Origin of the sequence: Sandaracinus amylolyticus, assembly GCF_000737325.1 — a bacterium.
Classification (GTDB): Bacteria; Myxococcota_A; Polyangia; order Polyangiales; family Sandaracinaceae; genus Sandaracinus; species Sandaracinus amylolyticus.
Genome location: NZ_CP011125.1, coordinates 5,152,294 through 5,175,525 on the forward strand (window position 1 = coordinate 5,152,294; position 23,232 = coordinate 5,175,525).

22 protein-coding genes are annotated in these 23,232 nt (G+C 72.5%); 4 read left to right on the forward strand and 18 right to left on the reverse strand.

Annotated elements, in window-relative coordinates; all coding sequences use genetic code 11:
- Nucleotides 1-19 precede the first annotated feature (19 nt).
- The gene (locus DB32_RS21880) at nt 20-244 is read right to left on the reverse strand and encodes an AtpZ/AtpI family protein (protein ID WP_053234594.1); all 225 of its coding nucleotides are present in this window, start codon (nt 242-244) and stop codon (nt 20-22) included.
- A 110-nt stretch (nt 245-354) separates the two neighbouring features.
- The gene (gene hemL / locus DB32_RS21885; protein ID WP_053234595.1) at nt 355-1,641 is read right to left on the reverse strand and encodes a glutamate-1-semialdehyde 2,1-aminomutase; all 1,287 of its coding nucleotides are present in this window, start codon (nt 1,639-1,641) and stop codon (nt 355-357) included.
- Nucleotides 1,642-2,130: 489 nt separating this feature from the next.
- On the opposite strand from hemL, the gene DB32_RS21890 reads away from it, so the two are divergent.
- Nucleotides 2,131-3,231 carry a serine/threonine-protein kinase gene (locus DB32_RS21890; RefSeq protein WP_053234596.1) on the forward strand — a complete coding sequence of 367 codons (1,101 nt, stop codon included), beginning with the start codon at nt 2,131-2,133 and terminating at the stop codon, nt 3,229-3,231.
- A 424-nt stretch (nt 3,232-3,655) separates the two neighbouring features.
- Here DB32_RS21890 and DB32_RS21900 read toward each other — a convergent pair whose 3' ends face one another.
- The 9 genes from DB32_RS21900 to DB32_RS21940 form a co-directional block, all read right to left on the reverse strand.
- A complete protein-coding gene (locus tag DB32_RS21900; protein ID WP_157069271.1) occupies nt 3,656-4,783 on the reverse strand; it encodes a hypothetical protein in 1,128 nt (375 codons plus the stop codon).
- A gap of 70 nt (nt 4,784-4,853) precedes the next feature.
- Nucleotides 4,854-6,008, reverse strand: coding sequence for a DUF1444 domain-containing protein (locus DB32_RS21905; RefSeq protein ID WP_053234599.1), 1,155 nt, complete (start codon nt 6,006-6,008; stop codon nt 4,854-4,856).
- Nucleotides 6,005-7,219: an acyl-CoA dehydrogenase family protein gene (locus tag DB32_RS21910; RefSeq protein ID WP_053234600.1), complete on the reverse strand. Its 1,215-nt coding sequence runs from the start codon at nt 7,217-7,219 to the stop codon at nt 6,005-6,007. The genes DB32_RS21905 and DB32_RS21910 overlap by 4 nt, the downstream gene beginning before the upstream one ends.
- Nucleotides 7,220-7,225: 6 nt before the next feature.
- On the reverse strand, nt 7,226-8,032 hold the full coding sequence (locus DB32_RS21915; protein ID WP_053234601.1) for an enoyl-CoA hydratase family protein: 807 nt from the start codon (nt 8,030-8,032) through the stop codon (nt 7,226-7,228).
- Nucleotides 8,029-8,427, reverse strand: a complete 399-nt coding sequence (locus DB32_RS21920; RefSeq protein ID WP_053234602.1) for a RidA family protein — start codon at nt 8,425-8,427, stop codon at nt 8,029-8,031. The genes DB32_RS21915 and DB32_RS21920 overlap by 4 nt, the downstream gene beginning before the upstream one ends.
- Before the next feature lie 143 nt (nt 8,428-8,570).
- The gene (locus DB32_RS48405; protein WP_053234603.1) at nt 8,571-9,788 is read right to left on the reverse strand and encodes an RCC1 domain-containing protein; all 1,218 of its coding nucleotides are present in this window, start codon (nt 9,786-9,788) and stop codon (nt 8,571-8,573) included.
- Nucleotides 9,785-10,819, reverse strand: coding sequence for a hypothetical protein (locus DB32_RS48410; protein WP_169791511.1), 1,035 nt, complete (start codon nt 10,817-10,819; stop codon nt 9,785-9,787). Before DB32_RS48410 ends, DB32_RS48405 begins: the two co-directional genes overlap by 4 nt.
- A gap of 22 nt (nt 10,820-10,841) precedes the next feature.
- The gene (locus tag DB32_RS21935) at nt 10,842-11,894 is read right to left on the reverse strand and encodes a FecR domain-containing protein (RefSeq protein WP_053234605.1); all 1,053 of its coding nucleotides are present in this window, start codon (nt 11,892-11,894) and stop codon (nt 10,842-10,844) included.
- Complete coding sequence (locus DB32_RS21940; protein ID WP_075097586.1) at nt 11,891-12,562, reverse strand: RNA polymerase sigma factor; 672 nt, start codon at nt 12,560-12,562, stop codon at nt 11,891-11,893. The genes DB32_RS21935 and DB32_RS21940 overlap by 4 nt, the downstream gene beginning before the upstream one ends.
- Before the next feature lie 138 nt (nt 12,563-12,700).
- Here DB32_RS21940 and DB32_RS21945 point away from each other — a divergent pair, with 138 nt between their 5' ends.
- Together DB32_RS21945 and DB32_RS21950 are read left to right on the forward strand one after the other, a co-directional pair.
- On the forward strand, nt 12,701-13,042 hold the full coding sequence (locus tag DB32_RS21945; RefSeq protein ID WP_053234607.1) for a thioredoxin family protein: 342 nt from the start codon (nt 12,701-12,703) through the stop codon (nt 13,040-13,042).
- The gene (locus DB32_RS21950; RefSeq protein ID WP_075097587.1) at nt 13,039-13,290 is read left to right on the forward strand and encodes a DUF6952 family protein; all 252 of its coding nucleotides are present in this window, start codon (nt 13,039-13,041) and stop codon (nt 13,288-13,290) included. Before DB32_RS21945 ends, DB32_RS21950 begins: the two co-directional genes overlap by 4 nt.
- Before the next feature lie 791 nt (nt 13,291-14,081).
- Here the strand turns inward: DB32_RS21950 and DB32_RS21955 are convergent.
- The 7 genes from DB32_RS21955 to DB32_RS21985 all read right to left on the reverse strand — a co-directional run bounded on the left by DB32_RS21955 (nt 14,082) and on the right by DB32_RS21985 (nt 22,432).
- The gene (locus tag DB32_RS21955) at nt 14,082-15,980 is read right to left on the reverse strand and encodes a sensor histidine kinase (protein ID WP_053234609.1); all 1,899 of its coding nucleotides are present in this window, start codon (nt 15,978-15,980) and stop codon (nt 14,082-14,084) included.
- Nucleotides 15,981-16,304: 324 nt separating this feature from the next.
- Complete coding sequence (locus DB32_RS49120) at nt 16,305-17,477, reverse strand: LysM peptidoglycan-binding domain-containing protein (protein ID WP_157069273.1); 1,173 nt, start codon at nt 17,475-17,477, stop codon at nt 16,305-16,307.
- A 2-nt stretch (nt 17,478-17,479) separates the two neighbouring features.
- Nucleotides 17,480-18,370, reverse strand: a complete 891-nt coding sequence (ybgF, locus tag DB32_RS46945; RefSeq protein WP_053234611.1) for a tol-pal system protein YbgF — start codon at nt 18,368-18,370, stop codon at nt 17,480-17,482.
- 53 nt (nt 18,371-18,423) lie between these two features.
- On the reverse strand, nt 18,424-19,218 hold the full coding sequence (locus tag DB32_RS46950; RefSeq protein WP_053234612.1) for a hypothetical protein: 795 nt from the start codon (nt 19,216-19,218) through the stop codon (nt 18,424-18,426).
- A gap of 4 nt (nt 19,219-19,222) precedes the next feature.
- The gene (locus tag DB32_RS21975) at nt 19,223-20,230 is read right to left on the reverse strand and encodes a fatty acid desaturase family protein (protein WP_240481235.1); all 1,008 of its coding nucleotides are present in this window, start codon (nt 20,228-20,230) and stop codon (nt 19,223-19,225) included.
- 16 nt (nt 20,231-20,246) lie between these two features.
- Nucleotides 20,247-21,092, reverse strand: coding sequence for a fatty acid desaturase family protein (locus tag DB32_RS21980; RefSeq protein ID WP_083458541.1), 846 nt, complete (start codon nt 21,090-21,092; stop codon nt 20,247-20,249).
- 359 nt (nt 21,093-21,451) lie between these two features.
- On the reverse strand, nt 21,452-22,432 hold the full coding sequence (locus DB32_RS21985) for an FKBP-type peptidyl-prolyl cis-trans isomerase (RefSeq protein ID WP_083458542.1): 981 nt from the start codon (nt 22,430-22,432) through the stop codon (nt 21,452-21,454).
- 71 nt (nt 22,433-22,503) lie between these two features.
- On the opposite strand from DB32_RS21985, the gene DB32_RS21990 reads away from it, so the two are divergent.
- On the forward strand, nt 22,504-23,223 hold the full coding sequence (locus DB32_RS21990) for a hypothetical protein (RefSeq protein ID WP_053234614.1): 720 nt from the start codon (nt 22,504-22,506) through the stop codon (nt 23,221-23,223).
- Nucleotides 23,224-23,232: the final 9 nt, after the last annotated feature.

Consider the following 23,232-nt stretch of genomic DNA (forward strand, 5'->3'; position numbering starts at 1 on the left):
TGTTCCGGTGCTGCGAGCGTCAGAGCTCGTCGAGGTTGGTTCTCTTCGCGAGGTCGTAGAGGCCCTTGAAGCCGGCGAAGATGCCGAGGGCCAATCCGACGTAGGTGAGAATGGGGCTGGTTCCGAAGTATCCGTCGAGCCAGGTGCCTCCGAAGTACCCGAGCATCGTGGCGATCACGAGCTCGAGCCCGACGGAGCCGACACGCCCCGCCGTCTTCAGCTGCTTGCGCTGCTCGGGTCCCAACAAACTCCCTCAGGCCCGACGGCGCGCGCCATGTAGCATGGCGTTTTCGGGGGTGCAAGGATGGTCAGGCGCGCGCCAACCCGACCATTTTGCGCTGTGATAACCGCCAGTTACACCGCCGCGAACGCAGCCCGAGCGGCCGCCGCGGTGTGCCGCAGGGTGGCCTGGTCGTGGGCACTGCTCACGAACCCGGCCTCGTACTGAGCAGGGGGCCACATCACGCCCGCGTCCAGCATCGCGTGGTGCCATCGACCGAACGCCGCCGTGTCGCAGCGCGCCGCGTCCTCCCACGAGCGCACCTCGCCCTCGCAGAAGAACGGCGTGATCATCGAGCCCGTGCGCTGCACCCGCACCGGCACCTTCGACGCCTTCGACGCCTCCACCAGCACCGCTTCGAGCTCGGCGCTCGCGGCCTCGAGGCGATCGTAGAAGCCCGCGTCGCCGTCGAGGATGCGCAGCGTCGCCAGGCCCGCCGCCACCGCGAGCGGGTTCCCGCTCAGCGTGCCCGCCTGGTAGACCGGCCCGATCGGCGAGACCTTCTCCATGATCTCGCGCCGCCCGCCGTACACGCCGACCGGCAGGCCACCGCCGACGATCTTGCCCAGCGTCGTGAGGTCCGGCGTGATCCCGAAGCGCTCCTGCGCGCCGCCCTTCGCGAGGCGGAAGCCCGTCATCACCTCGTCGAACACCAGCAGCGCGCCGTGCTTCGTCGTCAGCGCGCGCAGCGCGTCGAGGAACGCGCGGTCCGGCGGCACCGTCCCCATGTTCCCGACCACCGGCTCGAGGATCACCGCCGCGATCTCGCTGCCGCGCGCCGCGAAGAGCTCGTGCAGCGCCGTCACGTCGTTGTACGGGAGCACCGTGCACGTGCTCGCGATCGCCGCCGGCACACCCGCGCTCGTCGGCACGCCGAACGTCGCGAGCCCGCTGCCCGCCTTCACCAGCAGGTAGTCCGCGCCGCCGTGGTAACAGCCCTCGAACTTCACGACGAGGTCGCGCCCCGTGAACCCGCGCGCCACCCGCAGCGCGCCCATCACCGCCTCGGTGCCGCTCGACGTGAAGCGCATCATCGAGATCGACGGGACCATCTTCGCGATCAGGTCCGCGAGGTCCGTCTCCTGCGCAGTCGGCGCGCCGTAGCTCGCGCCGCGCGTCATCGCGTGCTGCACCGCGCTCACCACGTCGGGGTGCGCGTGCCCGACGATCATCGGGCCCCACGAGCCGACGTAGTCGACGTACTTCTTGCCGTCCGCGCCCCACAGGTACGCGCCCTCGGCGCGGTCGACGAAGACGGGCGTACCACCCACCGCGCGGAACGCGCGCACGGGGGAATTCACGCCACCGGGGAAGCGCTCCTGGGCGCGGCGGAAGTGCTCGGCGGAGACGGGGTCGCTCATGGGGCGCGCAGCATAGCAGTCCGAGGATCGACGCCGCGCTCGGAGCGGGTCGCCTTCGCGAGCAGCCGACGCGCGGAGGGCACGGTGGCGATCCTCGGACTGCGATGACACCGAGGAGCACAGCAGTCCGAGGATCGACGCCGCGCTCGGAGCGGGTCGCCTTCGCGAGCAGCCGACGCGCGGAGGGCACGGTGGCGATCCTCGGACTGCGATGACACCGATGAGCACAGCAGTCCGAGGATCGACGCCGCGCTCGGAGCGGGTCGCCTTCGCGAGCAGCCGACGCGCGGAGGGCACGGTGGCGATCCTCGGACTGCGATGACACCGAGGAGCACAGCAGTCCGAGGATCGACGCCGCGCTCGGAGCGGGTCGCCTTCGCGAGCAGCCGACGCGCGGAGGGCACGGTGGCGATCCTCGGACTGCGATGACACCGATGAGCACAGCCCGGGCGGATTGACGCGCGAGGGTGCCGGAGTGACGCTCGGCGCGTGCCCGCCGACAACTCGCGCATCTCGACGAAGCTGCGGCGCGCGCCCACGCGCTACGTGCCGACGCAGCGCATCGCCGCGGGCGGCATGGCCGAGGTGTGGAAGGGGCTCGCGCACTTCGAGGGCGGCGACTCGTATCCCGTCGCGCTCAAGCGCGTCCTGCCCGAGCTCGCGGCGCAGGAGCTCTACCGCTCGATGTTCATGGACGAGGCGCGCCTCGGCATGCAGCTGCGCCACCGCAACATCGTGCGGGTCTACGACGCGCGCGAGGTGCAGGGCTCGCTGATCATGGTGATGGAGCTCGTCGAGGGGACGACGCTCAAGGCGGTGCTCGATCGCGCGCACGCACGCGGCGCGTGCATGCCGGTCGCGACCGCGCTCTGGATCACGCGCGAGCTCGCGCGGGCGCTCGCTTATGCGCACGAGGCGCAGGACGCGACGGGACGCCCGCTGCAGATCGTCCATCGCGACGTCTCGCCGCACAACCTGCTGCTCGGCAAGGACGGCGCGGTGAAGCTCGCGGACTTCGGGCTCGCCGACGCGAACGTGCACGAGACGCAGCTCGGCGGCGGGATGATGGGCGGCAAGCTCGGCTACCTCGCGCCGGAGATCATCCAGCAGCAGCCGACCACGCCGCAGATCGACGTGTTCGCCGCGGGGATCGTGCTGTGGGAGATGCTGTGCGGGCGGCGGCTCTTCCAGCGCGACGACGACGGCGCGACGGTGCGCGCGGTCGCGGCGTGCGAGGTGCCGCGGCCCTCCGCGATCAACCCGCGCATCCCGCGCGAGGTCGATCGCCTGGTGATCGGCGTGCTCGCGCGTGATCCCGCGAAGCGCACGGCGGGCGCAGGCGCGCTCGCGAGCGCGCTCGACGAGCTGATCCAGTGGCTCGACCCGAAGGTGTCGGCGCGGGACGTCGCGCTGGTGGTCGGGCTCCAGCTCGCGACCGAGCCCCCGAAGCCGACGAAGACCGTGCTGCCGCCCGCGCCGAACTTCCTCGCGGAGCTCGACACCCTCGCCGAGACCGCGAACGAGTCCGACTTCGGCGCGGCGCCGCTCGATCCGAGCCTGTTCGACGGCGGCCGCCGGCGCGGCCGCTGACCGCTCCGAGCCTGCGACCAGGCATCCCGCGTATCGGGAGTGAGCCGGCCGCGGGCCCCCGAGGGCTCCGTGCCCGTCCTGGAGCGGGCCCGACGCGGCGAACATGGGCGCCTTTCACGTCGCCGGGCGTCGCGGGGAGGCCCCCACGAGGCGTCGTGGCCGTCGCGGAGGGCGATCGAACGCCTCGAAGGTGCGGCCGTGACGTCCGCGGAGCCGGATCCGGCGCGTGGATCCGGCTCCGCGACCGTCGAGATGGGCGCTCGAACGCCCGGATCGCGCGCCCGGGGCGTCGCCGGAGCCGGCTCGAGCGCGTCGATCGGGCTCCGCGGGCCCTCGGGACGGCGGCTCGAGCGCGTGGATCGGGCGCCGCGGGCGTCACGGGCGACGACTCGAAGCGTTCGATCGCGCTCCGCGACGCGCTGGGTCAGGGCCGCGACGCGCGGACGACGCGCGCGTGATACGCGCGGGGGTCGCGCGCGCGGCGCTCCGGGCCGTCGGGCGCGAGCGTGCCGATCGAGTAGCTCACGACGAGCGCGTCGGGACGCAGCGGGTCGAACAGCTCGACGTGGATGCCGGGGCCCGCGCAGTACGCCTCGGGGTCGCCCTCGGGGAGCTCGCAGTCGATCAGCGGGCGCGGCGCGGACCACGGGCCCTCGGGGCGATCGGCGCGCTGGATCTCGAGGCGCTCGCCGAAGCCGATCGCGTAGACGTGCAGGAGGCCGGGCCCGCGGGGATCGCGCACCACCGGGCCGCGGTGCGGGCCGCTGCCGAACACCCGGCGCGGCGCGCCCTCGCCCCATCCGCGCTCACCGAGGACCTGCCACGCGTCGCGATCGTCGACGGCGTCGAGCGGCGCGCGCGCGACGAAGCAGTCCTCTTCGAGCCACTCCGGCGGGCCGGGGCAGCCGTACGCGTAGAGGTGATCCTCGAAGACGATCGCCGCGTCGCCGAAGTCCTCGGTGTCGGGGTCGAAGAGCCAGTCGGGGACGACGAAGCGCTCGCCCTCGCGGCGCGCGAGCCCGACGCCGAGCGCGCGCACGCCGAAGCCCGCGTCGGGATCGAAGGCCCAGCCGCGCACCAGCACGCGTCCGTCGACCGCGGCCTGCGCGCCGACGAGGTCGGCGCCGTCGGGCGTCGTGATCACCGGCTCGAGCGACGCCGGCAGCGCGAGCGCGTCGCAGGTCCGCGCGACGTCGACCCGCACGTGCGCGCGCGGCGCGCCGTCGTGCTCGAGCGCCGGGAGCAGCCACGCGCAGCGATCGTCGAGCGGGATCGCGATCGGCGCTTCGTGGACGATGTCGGCGTCGCCCTCGAGCGGGAGGCAGCGATCGTCGGGCCACGGCGCGACGTGCTCGCGCGCGCCCTCGGGGCAGCGCCACGCGAGCGCGTCGCAGAGCGGGGCCGCGAGCTGGAGCGGATCGCAGGGCGCGGCGCGGGTCACGCAGGTCGGGCGCGTCGCGGGATCGCAGGTGGTGGTGCCGCCGTCGCCGGCGTGCTGGTGCGACGCGTAGCAGCCGGAGAGCAGCACGAGCATGCACAACGAGGGGCGCACGGCGATGCGCTCAGCATGCCGTGTGCCCGCGCGATTTCGTGGGGATTCGCGCGGGGCGTGTGCCCGCGATTCACGGCGCGGCGCGGAGGCCCTGGGCGGTGACGAGGAAGAGCGCGGGGGTGATGCGGTGCGGTGCGCGCGCGGCTTCGTCGGCGGCGCGCGCGGCGAGCGCGGCGCGGGCGCTCGGTGTCGCGGCGTAGAGCGCGTCGCGGTGGGGGATCGCGGCCAGGAACGGCGAGCCGAGCTCGGGGGCGAGCACGTCGTGCAGCGTGGGCAGCAGCAGGCGCGCGGAGTCGAGGCCGTCGCCGGTGCGCGCGATCACCATCGCGCCCTCGGCGGTGTCGACGCGCGCGAAGCGCGCGGACGCGGAGCGCGCGGCGAGGTTCTCGAGCGCGAGGCGCACCGCGTCGTCGTCGCCGAGGCCCCAGCCGTCGATCTCGCGGGCGCGAACGAAGCGCGAGCGCCCTTCGTACGCGAGCACGAGCGAGAGGCGCACGTCGTTGGGGAGCACGCGCGAGAAGAGCGCGGCGCTCACGTCGGCGGCGAGATCGGGGGCGACGACGCGCGGCAGGAGGCGCGCGGCGGCCTCTTCGCGATCGACGGTCGTGCCCTCGCCGCCGGGCAGCATCGAGACGAGCTTCGCGACCGACTGCTCGACCGCGGCAGCGCCCTGCCCTTCGGTCGCGTCGATCGCGCGCGCGAGATCGACCTCGATGTCGTCGGAGAGGAAGAGCCGGCGATCGAAGCGATCGCGCACCCGGAGCTCGGGGCGCTTGGTCTCGAGCAGGCGCTCGAAGACGAGCGCGGCGCGGCCGACGCCGTCCTCGCCGCGGGCCTCGCGCTCGGCGCGGGCGACCTCGGCGATCAGCACGTCGCGCGCGGCGGGCGCGTCGAGCGCGGCCTCGATCGCGGCGAAGGGATCGAAGAAGCCGCGCGCGCCGACGCGCACGCGGTGGGAGCCGTCGCGCGCGACGTGGCCGCCCTCGCCGACGTGGTCGAGGAGGACGAGCGCGAGGAGCGCGCCCGCGCCCTCGACGAACGCGCTCTCGTCGCGCGCGCTCGCGTCGTCGCGCTCGGCGAAGCGATCGACGCGGCGCGCGAGCCATGCGAGCGCGGCCGCGCCGCGTGGAAGTGGCGGCTCGGCGAGGTCGCGCTCGCGCGCGAGGAAGCGCTCGGCCGCGGCGAGCAAGGGGCCCGCGTCGCGCACCGCGCGGATCCAGCTCACCGCAGGACCTCGCGCGCGACGAGCAGGCGCTGCACGTCGGAGGCGCCCTCGTAGATGCGCAGCGCGCGCACGTCCTCGTAGAGGCGCGTGACGATCGAGCCGTGCATCACGCCGCGCCCGCCGTGGAGCTGCACCGCGCGATCGATCACGCGGAACGCGGCCTCGGTCGCCGCGAGCTTCGCCATGCTGCCGGTGCGCGCGACGCGGCTGCGCTGATCCGCGTCGTCGACGCCCAGCTCGGCCTTGAGGCGCGCGGCGAGATCGGACTGGATGGCGGCGCGATAGACGAGCAGGCGCGCGGGCTCGAGGTCGCACGCCATGTCGGCGATCTGGAGCTGCACCGCCTGGAGCTCGGCGAGCGGCGCGCCGAACTGCTTGCGCGTCTTCACGTGCGCGACCGACTCGTCGAGCGCGCGCTGCGCGAAGCCGAGCGCGGCGGCGCCCACGGTGGGGCGGAACTTGTGGAGCGTCTCGAGCGCGACCGCGAGGCCGTCGCCCTCCTCGCCGATGCGGCTCGCGACGGGGATGCGCGCGCCGCGCAGCTCGAGCGCGCCGATCGGGTGGCCGCCGAGCACGTGCATGGGGCGCGTCTGCACGCCGGGGATCGCGGCGGGCACGACGAACGCGCTGAGGCGGCGCTTCGCGCCGGGCGGCGCGGTGGCGGCGAAGAGCGTGTAGAAGTCGGCGATCCCGGCGTTCGAGATGAAGACCTTCGTGCCGTCGAGCACGTACGCGTCGCCGTCGAGGCGCGCGGTGGTGGCGATGCCGCCGAGGTCCGAGCCCGCGTCTTCCTCGGTGAGCGCGAACGCGGCGATGGCCTCGCCCGCGGCGACCTTGGGGAGCCACGCGGCGCGCAGCGCGTCCGAGCCGCGCGCGACGATCGGGTAGCTGCCGAGGCCCTGCATCGCGAACGCGAGCTCGACGAGCGGCGAGGCGTGACCGAGGCGCTCGCGCGCGAGGCAGAGCGCGTCGGAGCGCACGCGCTCGTAGGTGCCGCCGAAGTCGCCGGGCACGGTGAGCCCGAGCAGGCCACGCGCGCCGAGCAGGCGCACGATCGCGACCAGCGCGGTGCTGGGATCCTTCGCACGGAGCTCGGTCGCGACCGCGTCGTCGACCAGCGAGCCCGCGCTCGACCACGCCTGCGCGATGACGTCGGCGTCGACGAACGCGCGCTCGAGGACCTCGTCACTGCAGATCGGGACGCGGACCATGTTCGTTCACCTTTCGAACCGAGGCGCGCGCTTCTCGACCCACGCGTCGTAGGCCTCGCGGAAGTCCGGGTGCTGCATGCAGATCGCCTGGGCCTGCGCCTCGGCCTCGATGCCCGTCGCGAAGTCCACGTGGGCCTCGTAGTCGAGCATCTTCTTGGTCATCGCGTGGGCGAAGGCGGGGCCGTCGGCGATGGTGCGCGCGAGCTTCTTCGCGTCGGCGAGCACGTCGGTGCTGACGCGGTTGAAGAGCCCGATGCGCTCGGCGCGCTCGGCGTCGACGAACTCGCCGGTGAGGAGCAGCTCGCTCGCGCGGCCGTAGCCGACGATGCGCGGGAGCAGCCACGACGCGCCCATGTCGGCGCCGCTGAGGCCGACCTTCGGGAAGAGGAACGCGATGCGCGCGTCGGGCGCGGCGATGCGCACGTCGGACGCGATCGCGATGACGGCGCCGGCGCCGCACACGACGCCGTGGAGCGCGGCGATCACGGGCGCGCGGCACTGGTGGATCGCGGCGACGAGCGCGCCGGTCATGCGCGTGAACTCGAGCAAGCCGCGCATGTCGCGCGAGAAGAGCTCGCCGATGATGTCGCGCACGTCGCCGCCCGAGCAGAAGCCGCGGGGGCCTTCGCCGTGGAGGAGGATCGCGCGCACCTCGCGCATCTCCGAGAACGCGCGGAACGCGTCGCGCAGCGCGGCGTAGCTCGCGAAGGTGAGCGCGTTGATGCGATCGGGACGATCGAGGGTGACGGTGAGCACTCCGTCCTCGAGCGCGAGGCGGAAGCCCTCTTGCTTCAGCTGATCGATGGTCGTCACGGGATCACCGCCGTCGCTTCGATCTCGACCTTCGCGCGATCCTCGAGCAGCGCGGCGACCTGCACGAGCGCCATCGCGGGGTAGTGCTTGCCCATGCGCGCACGGTACGACGCGCCGATCGTCTTCGCCGCTGCGATGTACTCGTGCTTGTCGGTCACGTAGATCGTGAGGCGCCCGACGTGCTCGGGCGCGCCGCCGGCTTCGCGCACCACGTCGAGCACGTTCGCGAGCGCGAGATCGAATTGGGCCGCGAGCTCGTCGCTCGGGAAGCGACCTTCGCGATCCCAGCCGATCTGCCCCGCGACGAAGAGCACGCGGCCGTTCGCGGGAAAGAGCAGGCCGTTGGAGTACCCGCGCGGCGGCGCGAGCGAAGCGGGATGGATGACGTCCGGCACGCGCGGACGGTATCGAGCCGCGATCCTGCGCTCAAGAGCGAGGGCTCACGAGCGACGAAATCGGCTCGCCCGCCGGGCCCTGCCGTCCGCGCGCTGCGCGCGCTCCCGTCCGGGACCGGCGGGACGAGCACTCCGGCAAGCACTCACTCCACGCCGATGCCCTGCACCTCGGTGAAGACGTCGCGGCGATCGGGATCGCCCACGCCGAGGCGTCCGTCGCCGTTCTCGCCGGTGCACCACACGCTGCCGTCGGTGCGCTGCGCGCACGTGTGGAACCAACCGACCGACACGCGCGCCCAGTCGGTGCGATCGTCGACGCGCGTCGGGCGGTTGCGATCGTCGATGTCGCCGAGGCCGAGCTGGCCCTCGATGCCGCGGCCCCAGCACCAGAGCGTTCCGTCGTCCTTCACGCCGCAGGTGTGGAAGACGTAGGTCGCGATCTCGCTCCATCCCGCGTCCTCGCCGACGCGCGTGGGCACGTCGAAGCGCGAGCCGCGCGTGATGCCGATCTGACCCGAGAAGTCGTCACCCCAGCACCACAGCGTGCCGTCCTGCCGGAGCCCGCAGGTGTGGCTCATGCCGCACGCGAGCGAGGCCCAGTCGACGTCGGTGCCGACGCGCATCGGCTCGCGCAGCTGCCGCGGCACGTCGGGGCCGAGCCCGAGCTGGCCCTCGGTGTTGCGGCCCCAGCACCAGAGCGATCCGTCGGTCGCGATCGCGCAGCCGTGGCCCTGGCCGGTGCACACGTCGCGGAAGCGCAGCTCCGACGCGATGCGCTGCGGCGTGAGCCCGTCGGCGCCCGGATACGCATCGGCGCGCGCGAGCTGACCCTCGATGTTCGCGCCCCAGCAGAGCAGCTCGCCGCCCTCGAGGATCGCGCAGACGAACTCGCGCGACGCGCGCACCAGCGTCGCCGCGCCGGGCAGCGTGACCTCGGCGGGCGAGCGACGCGGCTCGCGATCGCCGAGCCCGAGCTGGCCGAGCTCGTTCGTGCCCCAGCACCACACCGCGCCGTCGCGCAGCCCGCAGGTCATGCCCTGCCCGGCCTCGATCGCGCGCCAGTCGCTCGCCGTGCCGACGCGCGCGGGCACCAGGCGATCGCCGCTCGGGCCGGTGCCGAGCGCGCCTTCGGTGCCGTCGCCCCAGCACGAGAGCGCGCCCCCCACGATCGCGCACGAGTGCGCGCCGCCCGCCGAGACGTCGCTGACGCCCGGCATCGGCATGCGCCCGTCGTCGCGCGGCACCTGCGCGTCGATCTGCGCGTCGCTCTCGGGCGGGACGATGCCGGCGTCGTCGGGCCCGAGCACCTGCGCGGACTCGACGCACCCGACGAGCAGCAGCACGAGCGCGTACCACCTCACGGCAGCACCTCCAGCGCGAAGCTCAGGGCGGCGTGGATCTCGAGCCCGGTGAGCCCGACGACGACCCCGCGATCGTCGCGCGCCTCGCGACCGAGGATCGGCACGCCGAGCCCGAGCGCGACGCCGAGCTCGCTGCGATCGATCGCGAGCGCCGCGCGCAGCCCCGCGCGCGCCATCACCACCGCGCCGGCGTCGTCCCGTGCGAGCGATCCGCCGTTCGCGTCGGCCTCGAAGCTCAGCCATCCGGCGCGCGCGACGACGAACGCCTCGAGCCGCACCGGGCTCGGTGCGGACACGAGCAAGAACACCGGACCGAGCTCGCCGCCGAGCATCCAGCTGCGCACCACGCCACGCGCGCTCTCCTCGTCGAGCCCGACGCGCGCGCCGAGACCGAGCTCGAGCCCGACGCGCTCCGCGAGATAGAGCCGCACCGTGAGATCGCCGCCGACGAGCGTGAGCCCGCCGAGGTAGCCCTCGACCGCCCCGCGCGCGCCGAGCGAGAGGGCGGGACGCGGGAGCGTCGGAGAGAGCGCGGCCGCGAGGCGCTCGTCGACGATCGGCGCGACGACACGCTGCTCGACGTACGCCTCGACCGCGGGCGGCGGCTCGATCGCCGGCGGCGGCGCGTCGGCGATCGCGAGCTCGGCCCAGCTCGCGCGCAGGAGCTCGTCGGCGCCCGCCGCGATCGCGACGCTCCATCCGTCGCTCGGCACGCGCGTGAGATCGATCGCGCGCTCGACGTGCTTGCCGGTGATCACGTCGTCGATGCGCACGAGGCACGCGGGCGCGCCGTCGCTCGGCGCGGTCACGCGCACCGTCGCGACCACGCGCTCGGCGCCGTCCTCGGCGTGCACCAGCTCGAGCCCTTGCGCGCGCAGCGCCGCGTCGAGATCGGCGCGCACCGCGAGCCGCAGCGCGTCGGGCCACTCGCCCTCGAGGCCGAGCTCGACGCGCGGCGCCGGCTCCAGCGGCGCATCCTGCGCAGACGCGACCGCGCCGGCGATCGCATGGATCGCCAGCGCCGTGGCCACGATGAGCGAGCGCGCCGGCACGCTACTCGGCGCAGCGACCCTCGACCTGCGCGCGGTGCACGCCCTCGGGGTACGCGCGCAGGTAGCGCTCGCGCGCCGCGCGACAGCGCGCGTCCTGACCGGTCTCGTCGTACGCGCGGACCAGCCTCGCCATCGCGTCCTCGCGGAACACGCCCGCGGAGATCGCGCGCTCGAGCGGCTCGATCGCGCCGCGCTCGTCGCCCAGCGAGTCCATGCGGATGCGCGCGAGCTCGAACGCCGCGAGCCCGGCGTGGCCATCGCGCGGATGACGGCGGAGGAGCTGCTCGTACGCGCTCGCCGCCTCGCCGTCGCGCCCGTCACGACGCGCCGCGCGCGCCGACTCGAACAGATCGCTCGCGCTCGGGCCTTCGCGGCGCGGGCGATCACGATCCGGGCTCTCCTCGACCGCGTCCTCGCTCGGCACCGCGACGTCCTCGTCGCGCGCGACGGCATCCCCGGACCACGTCTCGCCCGCCGCGAGCTGGTGCACCGCACGCCCGGTGTGCACGTCGACGCGACCGCGCGTGACGTGCACCGCGACGCGCGAGGCTTCGCTCGCCACCGAGAACCGCGTCCCGACGACGACGACCTCGACGTCGCCCGCCGCGACCACGAAGCGACGCCCCTCGTCGCGCGCGACCTCGAACGTCGCGCGGCCGTGGCGCAGCGCGAACCGCACGTCGCGTCCCTCGGCTTCGGTCGCCTCGAGCCGCGTCGACGGATCGAGCGCGATCTGCGAGCCGTCCGCGAGCCGCACGTCGATCGGCGCGGGACCGCTCTCGATCACCGCGCCTGGGGTCGACGACACGGTCGCGCCCGCGACGCTCGGCAGCGGCGCGAGCGGCGCCTCGCGCGTCGTCACGAGCACCGCGATCGCCGCGGCGATCGCGATCACCGACGTGCCACCGATCCACCAACCCCAGAGGCCCCCGCGGCGATGTCCGCGTCGCTCGCGGATGGCGGACCACTGCTTCTCGAGCACCACGTCGTCGAGCGGTGGCTCGACCCACTTCGCCAGCGATCTCGGCGGCGGCAACGGCTCCGGCGCGCTCATCGCTCCCCTCCCACTGCGAGCCTCTCGCCGAGCTTCGTCTCCGCGGCGTCCAGTCGCCGCTTCACCGTCGCCAGCGAGAGCCCCATCTGCTCCGCGATCTCCGCGAGCTGCAGCCCCTCGACGCGCCGCAGCACCAGCGCGATGCGCGACTCGGTCGGCAGCTCGTCGAGCAATCGATACATCGCGCGCAGCTCCGACTGCACGTCGGGCGGCGCCGACGACGAGATCACCGCGTCGACGTCGACCGGCTCGCGCCGCGCGAGGCCGAGCCGCAGCTTCAAGCGCTTGCGGCGCAGCCGCTTGTGCGCGGTGCGGATCGTGATCGATCCGATCCAGCTCCCGAACGCAGCGGGCTCGGTGAGCCGGTCGAGCGCGTCGAGCGCCTGGATGAACACGTCCTGCACGAGATCCTCGACGTCGGGATCACCGGGCATGAGCCGCCACGCGAGGCCGTTCACCATGCGCGCGTACCGCCGGTAGAGGGCTTCCTGAGCCCATGCTTCGCCGGCACGCGCAGCGACCACGAGCGCGGCGTCCGAGGGGCCCGAGCCGGACTTCGTGCGGGGCGAAGACGCCCCGTCGGAAGTGTCGCGGGTCTCGCGGGCGCGCTGACGTACGTCGTCGGGCACGGCGGCATCGTAGCGGCTCTCCGGGCCGGGTTTCGTCATCGTTCGTACCGCGACGTCGAGAGAACGGCTCACGCGATGTTCCGCGGAGCAGAGAGTGCTCCGCCGCCACGTGGCGAATCACCACGCGTGATGTGCGCTTCGTTGACGTGGCCGCGTGCTGGGTGCAGGAACGTGGCCATGGCGGTCGAAGATCTGGACGACACGACGTTCGCACAGAAGCTCGCGGGCTCCGACATGGCGGTGGTGGACTTCTACGCGGGCTGGTGTGGGCCCTGCATGATGTTCAAGCCGAAGTTCGCGCGGCTGAGCGACGAGTACCCGCACGTGAAGTTCTTCGTGTGCGACGGAGAGAAGGCGCCGGAGTCGCGCAAGACGGTCGAGATCCCCGGGCTGCCGTTCTTCGGGATCTACAAGAACGGGAAGCTGATCGACGGCTTCACGACGGCGAAGGAAGCGGGCTTCCGCGAGCGCCTCGAGCAGCACTTCGGCAAGGGCCCCGAGGGCGGCGGCATCGAATGAAGCCCGCAGAGGCGCGAAGGCTCGCGGTCGAGCACACGATGGTCGACCTCGGGCACGCGGCGGAGGCGCTGGCGGAGGAGCAGGATCCACCGTTCCGCGTCGAGGGCGAGGATCACGGCGAGAAGCTCACGCACGTGCTGCTCGCCCAGCGCATCCGAGAGCGCATCGACGGCGGTGAAGACGTCAAGGACGCGTTCCGCCACGTGATGGGCTCGGTGCGCGGCGTCTTGTCGAACTCCTCCGACTGAGAAGGCTTCGGCGAGAGGCGCGTGGTGGTGGGTCCGCCGCGCGGGTGCTCGCGGGCTGCCGTTCGAGAGGGCGTGAGCGTCGGGAGTCGGTGATCGCATCGCGGCGCGCGCTTCGCGCTCTGCCGCGATGCTTCGAACACTCCGTGGTCGACGTCTGCGAGCCCCCGTCGCACGAGCGCGTCGGACCCACCACCACACGCCCGGTACCGCGGTTCTGCCGCCTCGCTGGGGGAGGCTGAGGAGGCTCGCGACCGATCCGCGCTGCTCGCGCGGCTCGGACGCTCGCGCGTAGCAGCGCGCGGCAAAGCCGCGCGACTGGAGCCGATTTGGGGCGCGCCTGGATGCCGCATCGTCTCGCACGGACGCTCCGCGGAGCGGAGGGGCCGGGCGAGAGGGTGTCGGAGGGAGGGGCGGAGCGCTGGCTCACCTCGGTGCGAACGCGGAGGCCCTCGGCCCCCGAATTCTCATCTCGATGCGAACGTGGAGGGCCTCGACCTCCGAATTCTCATCTCGATGCGAACGTGGAGGGCCTCGACCCCCGAATTCTCATCTCGATGCGAACGTGGAGGGCCTCGACACCCGAATTCTCATCTCGATGCGAACGTGGAGGGCCTCGGGCCCCGAATTCTCATCTCGATGCGAACGTGGAGGGCCTCGGGCCGCGAATTCTCATCTCGACTCGAGCGCGGAGGCCGTCCGCCCCCCGAGTTCCCATCTCGACTCGAGCCCGTAGTCCGATCCCGAGCGCTGCCCGGAGCCCGCTCCCGACAGCGACCCGGACCCCGACCCCGTCAGGCCGCAGCGTCTTCGCGCGCGGCGTCTTCGTGCTGCGGGAGCGTCATGCGGAACACGGTGCGGCCCGGCTCGCTCTCGACCTCGATCGTGCCGCCGTGGTCGTCGACCACCTTGCGCACGATCGCGAGGCCGAGGCCCGTTCCGCCTTCTTTGCCGTGCGTCGTGAAGCTCTCGAACAGGCGCTCGCGGATCTCCTCGGGGATGCCCGGGCCGTCGTCGCGGCACGAGATCAGGAGCGCGTCGTCGTCTCGGCGCTCCACGCGGATCGTGAACGTGCCCCCGCGACGCCGCGCGTTCGGCGCGCCGATCGCCTCCGCCGCGTTGCGCGCGAGGTTGTGCACCGCGCGCTGGATCTTGTGCTGGTCGAACCTCGCGACGCCGCGATCCAGCAGCTCGAGATCGATGCGGATGCCGCGCCCCTCGAGCTCGCGCGCGACCTGATCGCGCAGCTCCTCGAAGAAGCTCTTCAGGTAGACCTTCCGCACCCAGAGCGAGCGATCGCCGCGCGCGAACGCGAGCGTCTCGCGCGTCATCGCGTTCATCAGCTCGATCTGCTTCAGCACCGACTGCGCGAAGCGCTCGCGCATCGCGCGATCGTCCTCCGCGACGAGCTCGCGCACGTAGCCCGCGATCACCGTGAGCGGCGCCTTGAGGTCGTGCAGCACGCCCGAGAGCAGCTGGCCGATCGTCGACAGGCGCTCCTGCTTGTCGCGGCGCTCGCGCGCGTTCGCGAGCTGGATCGCGGTCGACACATGGCTCGCGATCACCGTGGCGAGGCGCACGTCGTCCTCGGTGAACGAGTCGCGCCCCGCGTTCTTGTTGAGCAGCTCGAGCGCGCCCTCGCCGTCCTCCCAGACGAGGGGCACCGCGAGCACCGAGCGCGGGTGGTAACCGACGCGATCCGACACGTCGCGGTAGTGACGCACTCCGTCGGGCGACGAGTGACGATCGACGTCGTTCACCACGCGCGGGAGCTTGTTCTCGACGACCCAGCCGCAGATCCCGGTGCCGCGCGGGATGCGCATGCGCGTGACCTTGTCGGGCGCGCCGCCGACCGCGCAGCGGAACTCGAGATCACCGCTGCTCTCGTTCGCGATCAGGATCGAGCCCGCCTCGGCGTCGACCGCGCGCACCGCGCGATCGAGCACCATGCGGAGGAGATCGTCGAGGCGCGTCGCACCGGCGGACGCCATCGAGATCTCCATGAGCGCCTCGAGCTCGCGGACCTTCCGCTCGAGCTGCTGCTTCGTCTCGAGCAGCTCCATGTTCTTCTGGATCGTCGAGACGAAGAACTTGTTGTTCTCGATCGTGACCGCGGCCTGCGCCGCGAGCGCGCTCGCCATCGCCTCGTCGTCCGCGTCGAACGCGTGCCCGTAGCGCTTGTTGAGCACCTGCACGACGCCGAGCGGACGCCCGAGCCGGTTCTTCATCGGCACGCAGAGCACGTTGCGCGTGCGGTAGCCGGTGATGCGATCCCACGTGGGATCGAAGCGCTTGTCCGAGTACGCGTCGACGATGTTCAGCGGCTGACCGCTGCGCGCGACCCAGCCCGCGATGCCCTCGCCGACCGCGAGCCGGATCTCGTGGCGCTCGGCGCTCGCGAGCGGATCACGCGGCGCGCCGGCGCCGCCGAAGCTCTGCGCGACACGCGAGACGAGCTGCTGTCCGTCGTCCTCGAGGAGGTAGATCGTCGAGCGATCCGCCTCGAGCACCTGCGTCATGCGATCGACGACGAGCTCGAGGATCTCGTCGAGGCTGAGCATGGCGCCCGCGGCGGCGCCGATGTCCTGGAACGCACGAAGTCGCGCGTGCTCCACGGCGAGCGCTTCCCGCAGACCCGCGATCTCTTCGGACGGGGTCGCGAGAGGGCGCCTTCGGCCGTTCTCGTCGCGCATCCGCGACAGCCTCCCACGGATGAGGCACGAGTTTCAACGGACGCGCGCGCTCGCACGCGGGTGCCAACGAGCGTGCGATCGCGCATTCGAGCGTGGACCCGAACGCGCGCGTCGAGCCCACCGTGCGCGCGATCGAGCGCGCGTTCGCAACGATAGCGGAGACGCGGAGCGTCGCGCGTCGACGCTCCGCGTCGAGAGCGCTTCGGGCGGGAGGGGGACCCGATCCGGCTCCGCCGGTCGGGGGAGGGTTCGCCGCACGAACCCTCCGGGTAGAAAGCATTGATTGCAGCGCGCTCGAGCGTCAGCGCGAGCGCGCGTTCGCAATCAATACCCGCGGCGGAGCTGCGCGCGATCGCCGATCGAGATCGGCACCGTCGCGCGGGTGACGAGGAGCCCGGCGCTGTTCGGGCGCAGCGAGACGACGCGCGCCTCGGCGATCACTTCGTCCGGGTACTCCTCGGGCTCGGCGGGCGGATCGATCGTCGCGGCCTGCCGCTGCGACTCCGCGAGCTCCTCGCGCCAGCGATCGCCGGCGCGCACGACGAAGAAGCGATGCCCCACGCGCACGCCTGCTTCCTCGCCGACGGGCACGAACACGATCTGCTGATCGCCGACGAGCTCGGTCGGGTTCAGCGTCGCGACGATCTCGGTGTCGAGATCGATCTCCGAGCGCTCGGGCGGCACGACCTCGAAGCGACGCGGGAGCGCCGCGACCTGGTAGCCACGCTCGATCGGATCGAGCGCCTCGACGATCGTCGCGCGCGCGGTGCGGCGCTCGGAGTCCCACGAGTCGATCCGGAGCGCGCCGAGGATGCGCACGAGCGTGCCCTCTTCGCCCTCGGTGCGCTGTCCCGCCTCGATCGCGCGGAAGATCGTGTACTCGCCCTGCGGCGCGCTCTGGCCGTCGGGCAGGTGATCGAAGCGCACGTACGCCTGGTCGAACGGCGACAGCATCATGTGATCGTCGGGCGAGCCGACGATCACGCCGGCGGTCTCGAGCGCGTCCTCGTCGAGCCAGCCCTGCTCGCGCAGGAACACGGTGCCGGTCTCGACGCCGCGCCGCACCACGACCCGCGAGCCGCGCGTCGGCGCCGCGATCGTCGTCGGCGTGCCCTCGGGGAGCAGGCGCACCGACTGATCGGGATAGATCCAGTGCGGGTTCGTGATCTCCGGGTTGTACGACCACACGCGCGGCCACTCGTACGGGTTGCCGTAGAAGTGCCCGGTGATGTCCCAGAGCGTGTCGCCGCGACGGACGGCGTAGCTCGGCGGGATCTCGCGGGGGGCGATCTGCCCGAGCCGCATGCCCTGCCCGCTGCGCGTCGCCTCGTCGAGCGAGCTCGGGCCCCCGCGGTCACGGCTGCGCGGTGAGCGCGAGTCGTCGCCGACGTCGACCCAGTAGTCGTCGTCCTGCGCGCGGGCGCGCTCGGGCGAGGCGACGAACGTCGCGCCGGAGAGCGCGCCGAGCAGCAGAACGCGCTCGATCGTGCGGCGCATGATCACGTTTCCTCCCGCGACGCCAAGCGCGCCGCGACGCTGTCGGGGTACTGCTCGCGCACGCGGCGGAAGTGCTCGCGCGCACGCTCGAGGTCGCCGAGGCGCTCGTAGGACACGCCGATGCGCAGGAGCGCGTCGGGCACCTTGTTGCCCTCGGGGTAACGGACGAGGAGCGCGCTCCAGAGCTCGATCGCGCGCCGGTACTCGCGGCGCGCGAAGGCGATCTCGCCCTGCCAGAAGAGCGCGTTGTCCGCGTAGGGATGCGATGGATGCGCGTCGGCGAACGCGCGCAGGCTCGCGAGCGCGTCGTCCCAGCGGCGCGCCTCGACGAGCGCGAGCGCGGCGCGGTACGTGCGCACGATCGGATCGTCCTCGCGCGGCTCGGGGTCGACGCGCGGCGCGACGATCACCGGGTGATCGGGGATCGCGGGGACCTCGGGCGTCGTCATCACGGGGAGACGTCCGAGCGCGGCGATCTCGGGAGGCGGCGGCACGATCGGGGGCGCGGCGGGCCCGGGGATCGCGGCGCGCGGAGGACCGTAGAGGCGCAGCACCAGTCGCGCGCCGGCGGACATCGCCTCGCCCTCGGGCGCGCGCTCGTCGTCGCCGCCGGGCTCGATCTCGACGTGGATCTCGGGCGAGATCGCGGCGGTGTCGAGGCGCGTGCGATCGCCGCCGATCGTCACGGTGTCGCGCGGGACGGTGCGCGTGGCCTCGAGCTCGGTGCGCAGGTCCTGGACCTCGGCGCGCTGCGACGCGAGGTCGGCCTCGAGCGCGCGGATGCGCTCCTCGTCCGCGCGCGCCTCCGCCGTCGTCGACGACGATGCAGCGGCAGGCGCGCCCCCGCACCCCACGAGGAGCGCGGCGACGGCGAGCAGACGGCGATGGCGCATCGACGCGATCGTAGAAAGCCGCCGCGACGCCGGGCAAGAAAAGCGAGCGCGGCTCAGGCGGGGCGCTGCCAGACGCCGGTCACGAGGCGCTCCGGCGGGATGCGCGCCGCGTCGCGCACCGCGGTGCCGAGCGGCTGGATCGCGAGGAAGTACGCGACTCCGAGCACGCCGCCGATCGTGCTGATCGTCCCGAGCGCCGGCGGCCAGCACGCGATGAGGCTCACCACCGCGCACGAGAGCACGGTGAGCACCGCGAAGCCCGCGAGCAGCGCGCGCTTGCGCGTGCACTCCGCGACCGGATCGAGCGCCGCGATGCGCAGGACTCCGTCGGCGCCGCGGTGCAACCAGACGCGCGCGCCGCGCTCGATGCGCTGCTCGAGGGTCGACACGCAGCCCTTGTTCGTCGACGCGCGCGACCACGCGCGCTCGAAGTCGGCGTCGCGACGCGCCGAAGGCGCGTCGTCGCGCAGCCAGATCTCGATCGACTCGCCGCGCGCGGCCTCCACGTCGAGCGTCTCGCCCGCGTCGGTGCGCACCACGCCGCCGAAGATCTCCTCGTCGACCGCGCGCTCCGTGAAGAGGATGCGATCGGGCCCCGAGATCGTCAGCGCGCGCCCCATCTGCTCGACGTGGCGCATCGCGATCGCACCCTCGGGCCCACGCCCCTCCTCGACGATGCCGCTCACCAACGTCCCGTCGTGACGCCCTGCGATCATCGTCGCGCGGATCGCGCCGAGCGCGCTCCGCTGCTGCCATGCCGCCGCCGCGATCAGCAGCGTGTTGACCCAGAGGATCCCGAGCGCGAGCAGGCCGAGCCACTCGTAGGGCAGCGCATCGAGCGGGGTCACGCGATCACTCCGCGAGGCTCGCGGCCTCGGCCTCCGCGAGACGCTCCGCGCGCGGCGCGAGCACCGCGGCGATCTCCGTCTCGCGCTGCTGGGCCGCATCGCGATCGATCGAGCGCGACATGCCGAGCACGAAGGTGCGCACGAGGTACCAAGTCATGCTCGGCTCGTCGAGCGCGGGATCGACGCGGCCCGCGCACTCCTTGCGATGCACCTCGTGCAGCACCGACCAGTGCAGCCCCGCGCGGTTGTGATGGATCGTGTGATAGCCGTTGTTGCACATGATCCAGTTGAAGAAGCGGCCGACGAAGTTGCGCGAGTGGTTCCACTCGCTCTTCGTGTCGCAGCCGTCGTGCTGGATCAGGTTGATGCGCAGGATCCCGCGCGCGCCCCAGAGCTGCGGGATCAGGATGAAGAACAGCGTCGTCCAGAAGTCGAGCGCGAAGAGCACGCCGGTGAGCCCGAACGCGAACACCTGCTCGATCAGGTACTGACGGCGGAAGTCCTTCTGGCGCGTGGTCGTGGCCCAGCGCGAGACGCCGTTGAACGTGTTGGGCCCGACGACGTTCGGGAAGTGGATCAGGTTCAGGAGCGGCCACGAGAAGCGCGCGGTGCGCTGGTAGTACTCGTAGGGATCCGCCCAGTCCGGCTGTCCGTCGTCGTCGAAGTGATGATGGACGAGGTTGTGCGACGCGATGTTCGCGCTCGCCGGATACAGGCTGCCGAAGCTCAGCACGCAGCGGAACGCGCGGTTGAGCGTCTTCGACTTGAAGATGCCTTTGTGCAGGTGGTTGTGGATCACCACCGCGTTGAGGAACGAGAAGTAACAAGCGAGCGCGAGGAAGACGACGTTGCGGCACGCGGGCACGAGCCACATCGAGAAGAGCAGCGCCCAGTAGACGACGACGATCCCGATCTGCCGTCGATCCGCGCGGTGGTGCAGGAGCCAGGTTTCTTCTGCGCGGCGCGCCGGCTTCGCCTGGGCGTGCTCCTCGGTGGCGCTCACGACCGACATCGCTCCCTCGTGACGCTCAGGCGGCTTCCGCCTCGTCGCGCTCGCCGTGCGCGGTCGACTCGCTGCGCGCGCGGACGGGCATGTGCATCGGGTTGAACAGCATCGCCATCTTGTGGTGATTGCCGTGATAGAAGATGCCGAAGAAGATCCGATTGAGGATCCAGAAGATCCCGTGATCGAGGTTCGCGGGCTCGATCGGGCCGTCCGCCTCGTGCGCGTTGTGCCCGGCCCAGTTGAAGAAGATCACGAAGAGCGCCGCGAAGAAGAACGCGGGCAGGTACAGCACGAAGAACACCGGCGCGCCGAGCAGCGTGAGCCAGCCGAAGATCAGCGCGACGCCGCTGATGAACGAGAGCGCGGAGCGGATCTTCTCGTGGCGACGCGTCTCCGGCGTGTCGCCGTAGAGATCGAAGTACTGCTGCTGGAGCTGCTTCTCGACGTTGATGAGCGTGTTGATCGCGTAGCGCCAGTAGTGCCGCTCGGCGGGGTGCGGATCGCGCTCGGGATCGTCGGAGTAGCGGTGGTGCCGGCGGTGGACGATCTCCCACGACGCGAACTTCGTCAGCACGACGACGCCGCAGATCTCACCGACGATGCGGTTGATCGACTTCGGGAAGTTCCCGTGCGACGCGTTGTGGATGAACACGTGCGCCATGATCACGACGTAGGTCGCGATCGGCAGCAGCAGCGGGAGCCACCACGCGAACTCCTGGACCGGCGAGCGCCAGCCGATCGCGTGCAGCGCCGCGACGAAGGCGAGCGCGCACACGAGGTAGGCGGCGTCGTAGACGAAGTAGAAGTTCGGAGAGCGCTTGAATTGCGCGAAGGGCAGCGTGGTGAGCGTGGTGGCGATGACGTTCACGACGAGCAGCTCCCCCTCCGATGGCGCGCACGAGCGCGCGTCCAGTGCCCGCACCCTACCCTAACGGGCAGCAAAGCGGCGACCCGACTAGCACATCCGGTTCCGCAGGTCACGCATCGGGAACGAGAGGGGTTTTCGCGAATTGTGTGCGCGCACGACCATCCGGGACGTGCACTGCCGTTCTCGCAGCGTGAGTGAGATTCACACGAATCGTGCCCAGTTGGCGCACTGGCACACACGGGTGCGTGCCAGTCAGGGTGCCAATCGGCGCAGATCACGGAGCGCCAAAACGCACGAGAGCCGAGCCGCGGAGACCGCGTGCTCGGCTCTCTTCTTCTGCGTGAGGACCGCGAGGACGATCAGTCGAGGATGCGGAGCAGCTCCACGTCGAACACGAGCGTGCCCTGGGGCCCGGGGCGTCCTTCGTACGCGAGGCTCGCGGGGATCCAGAAGCGACGCTTCTCGCCCTCGACCATCAGCTGCACGCCCTCGGTCCAGCCGGGAATGACGCGGTTCAGCGGGAACTGCGCGGGCTGACCGCGGGTGACGGAGCTGTCGAACATCTGGCCGTCGGTGGTCCAGCCGCTGTAGTGGACCTCGACCCGGCTCGTCTCGCTGGGATGACGCGTGCCGGTGCCGGGACGCAGGACGCGCGACGCGAGGCCCGACGCGGTGCGCTGCGCGGTGCGCGGCGCTTCTGCGACGTCCTCGGGGACCGCGGGCGGCTCGGGCGCGCGCTCGAACGAGAGCAGCTCGACGTCGAACACGAGCGTGCCCTGCGGGCCGGGGCGACCTTCGTACGCGAGGTTCGCGGGGATCCAGAAGCGGCGCTTCTCGCCCTGCACCATCAGCTGCACGCCCTCGGTCCAGCCGGGGATGACGCGATCGAGCGGGAACGTCGCGGGCTCGCCGCGGGTCACCGAGCTGTCGAACATGCGGCCGTCGGTGGTCCAGCCGGTGTAGTGGACGGTCACGCGATCGCGCGGGCCGGGGTGATCGCTGCCGGTGCCGCGCTGGACGACCTTCGACGCGAGGCCCGACGCGGTGCGCTCGGCATCCGCGGGCGCAGCGGCGACGTCGGCGGGCGCGGGCAGGCCCTCGGGCTCCTCGGGCTCGGGACGCGCGGCGCGCGCGTGCGGATCGGCATGCGGATCGGCGTGCGGATCGCGCGCCGCATGCGGGTCGCGCGCGGCGTGCGGATCGCCGTGCGCGGCCGCGCCTTCGCTGCTCGAGGGGCGGAACTGCGGCTCGTCGCGATCGCACGCGGAGAGCGCGGCGGTGCTCGCACCAGCGAGCGCGAGAGCGATGGAGAGGGCGCGGATCCCGTGCGTGCCGTTCATTGCGAGGCCGTCGTACCCGAGCACGTCGGGCTTGTCGAGCGTGCCCTACGCGGTGTCATACTCGCGCGGAGATGAGCGCGACCCGAGCCGAGATGGTGCTGCTGCGCGAAGCGCTCGAGGGCGTGGTCGCACCCGAGATCGCGACGGCGCTCCTCTTCGACGCGCTGGAGATCTCGGGGAGCAAGCCACCTCGGTCGCTCGAGGAGACGCGCTCGTTCGCGGAGCAGGCGCTCGCGGAGGCGGTGCGTCGCAAGGTGCGGCCCGAGGACGCGTCGCAGATCCTGCGGATCATCGACGATCTCTTCGCGCGCGCGATCGAGGGAGACGGAGTCGCGGTGGACGTCGAGGTCGATCACGAGGCGTGGGGCGAGAGCGATCCGACGGCGACGACGCAGATGGCGGTCGTGCAGAAGCCGGTGCCGGTGGTGGTGCTCGGCGCGAGCGAAGCGTTCGCGGAGCGGCTCACGGCGTGCCTCGGCGAGGATCGTGTGTACGCGGTGGCGGTGGTCGACGAAGCGGCGTTCCGCAAAGCGGTGTTCGCGTACTCACCGCTGATCGTGTTGATCGACGCGACCAGCCCCGCCGCGGTGGAGCCGCGTGCGCTGACCGCGATGCTGCGGGGTGTGCCGGTGAGCGCGATGCCGGTGGTGTGGGGCTCGGAGAGCGGCTGGGCGCGCGCGGTGCTGCCGGGCCTCGAGGACGCGGGTGTGCCGCTCGTCACGCTGCGTCGCGAGGAAGGGATCGAGCCACTGCTCGACCTCGTGCTCGCGCGCTTCCGCGGCGACGCTTGATCGCCCGAG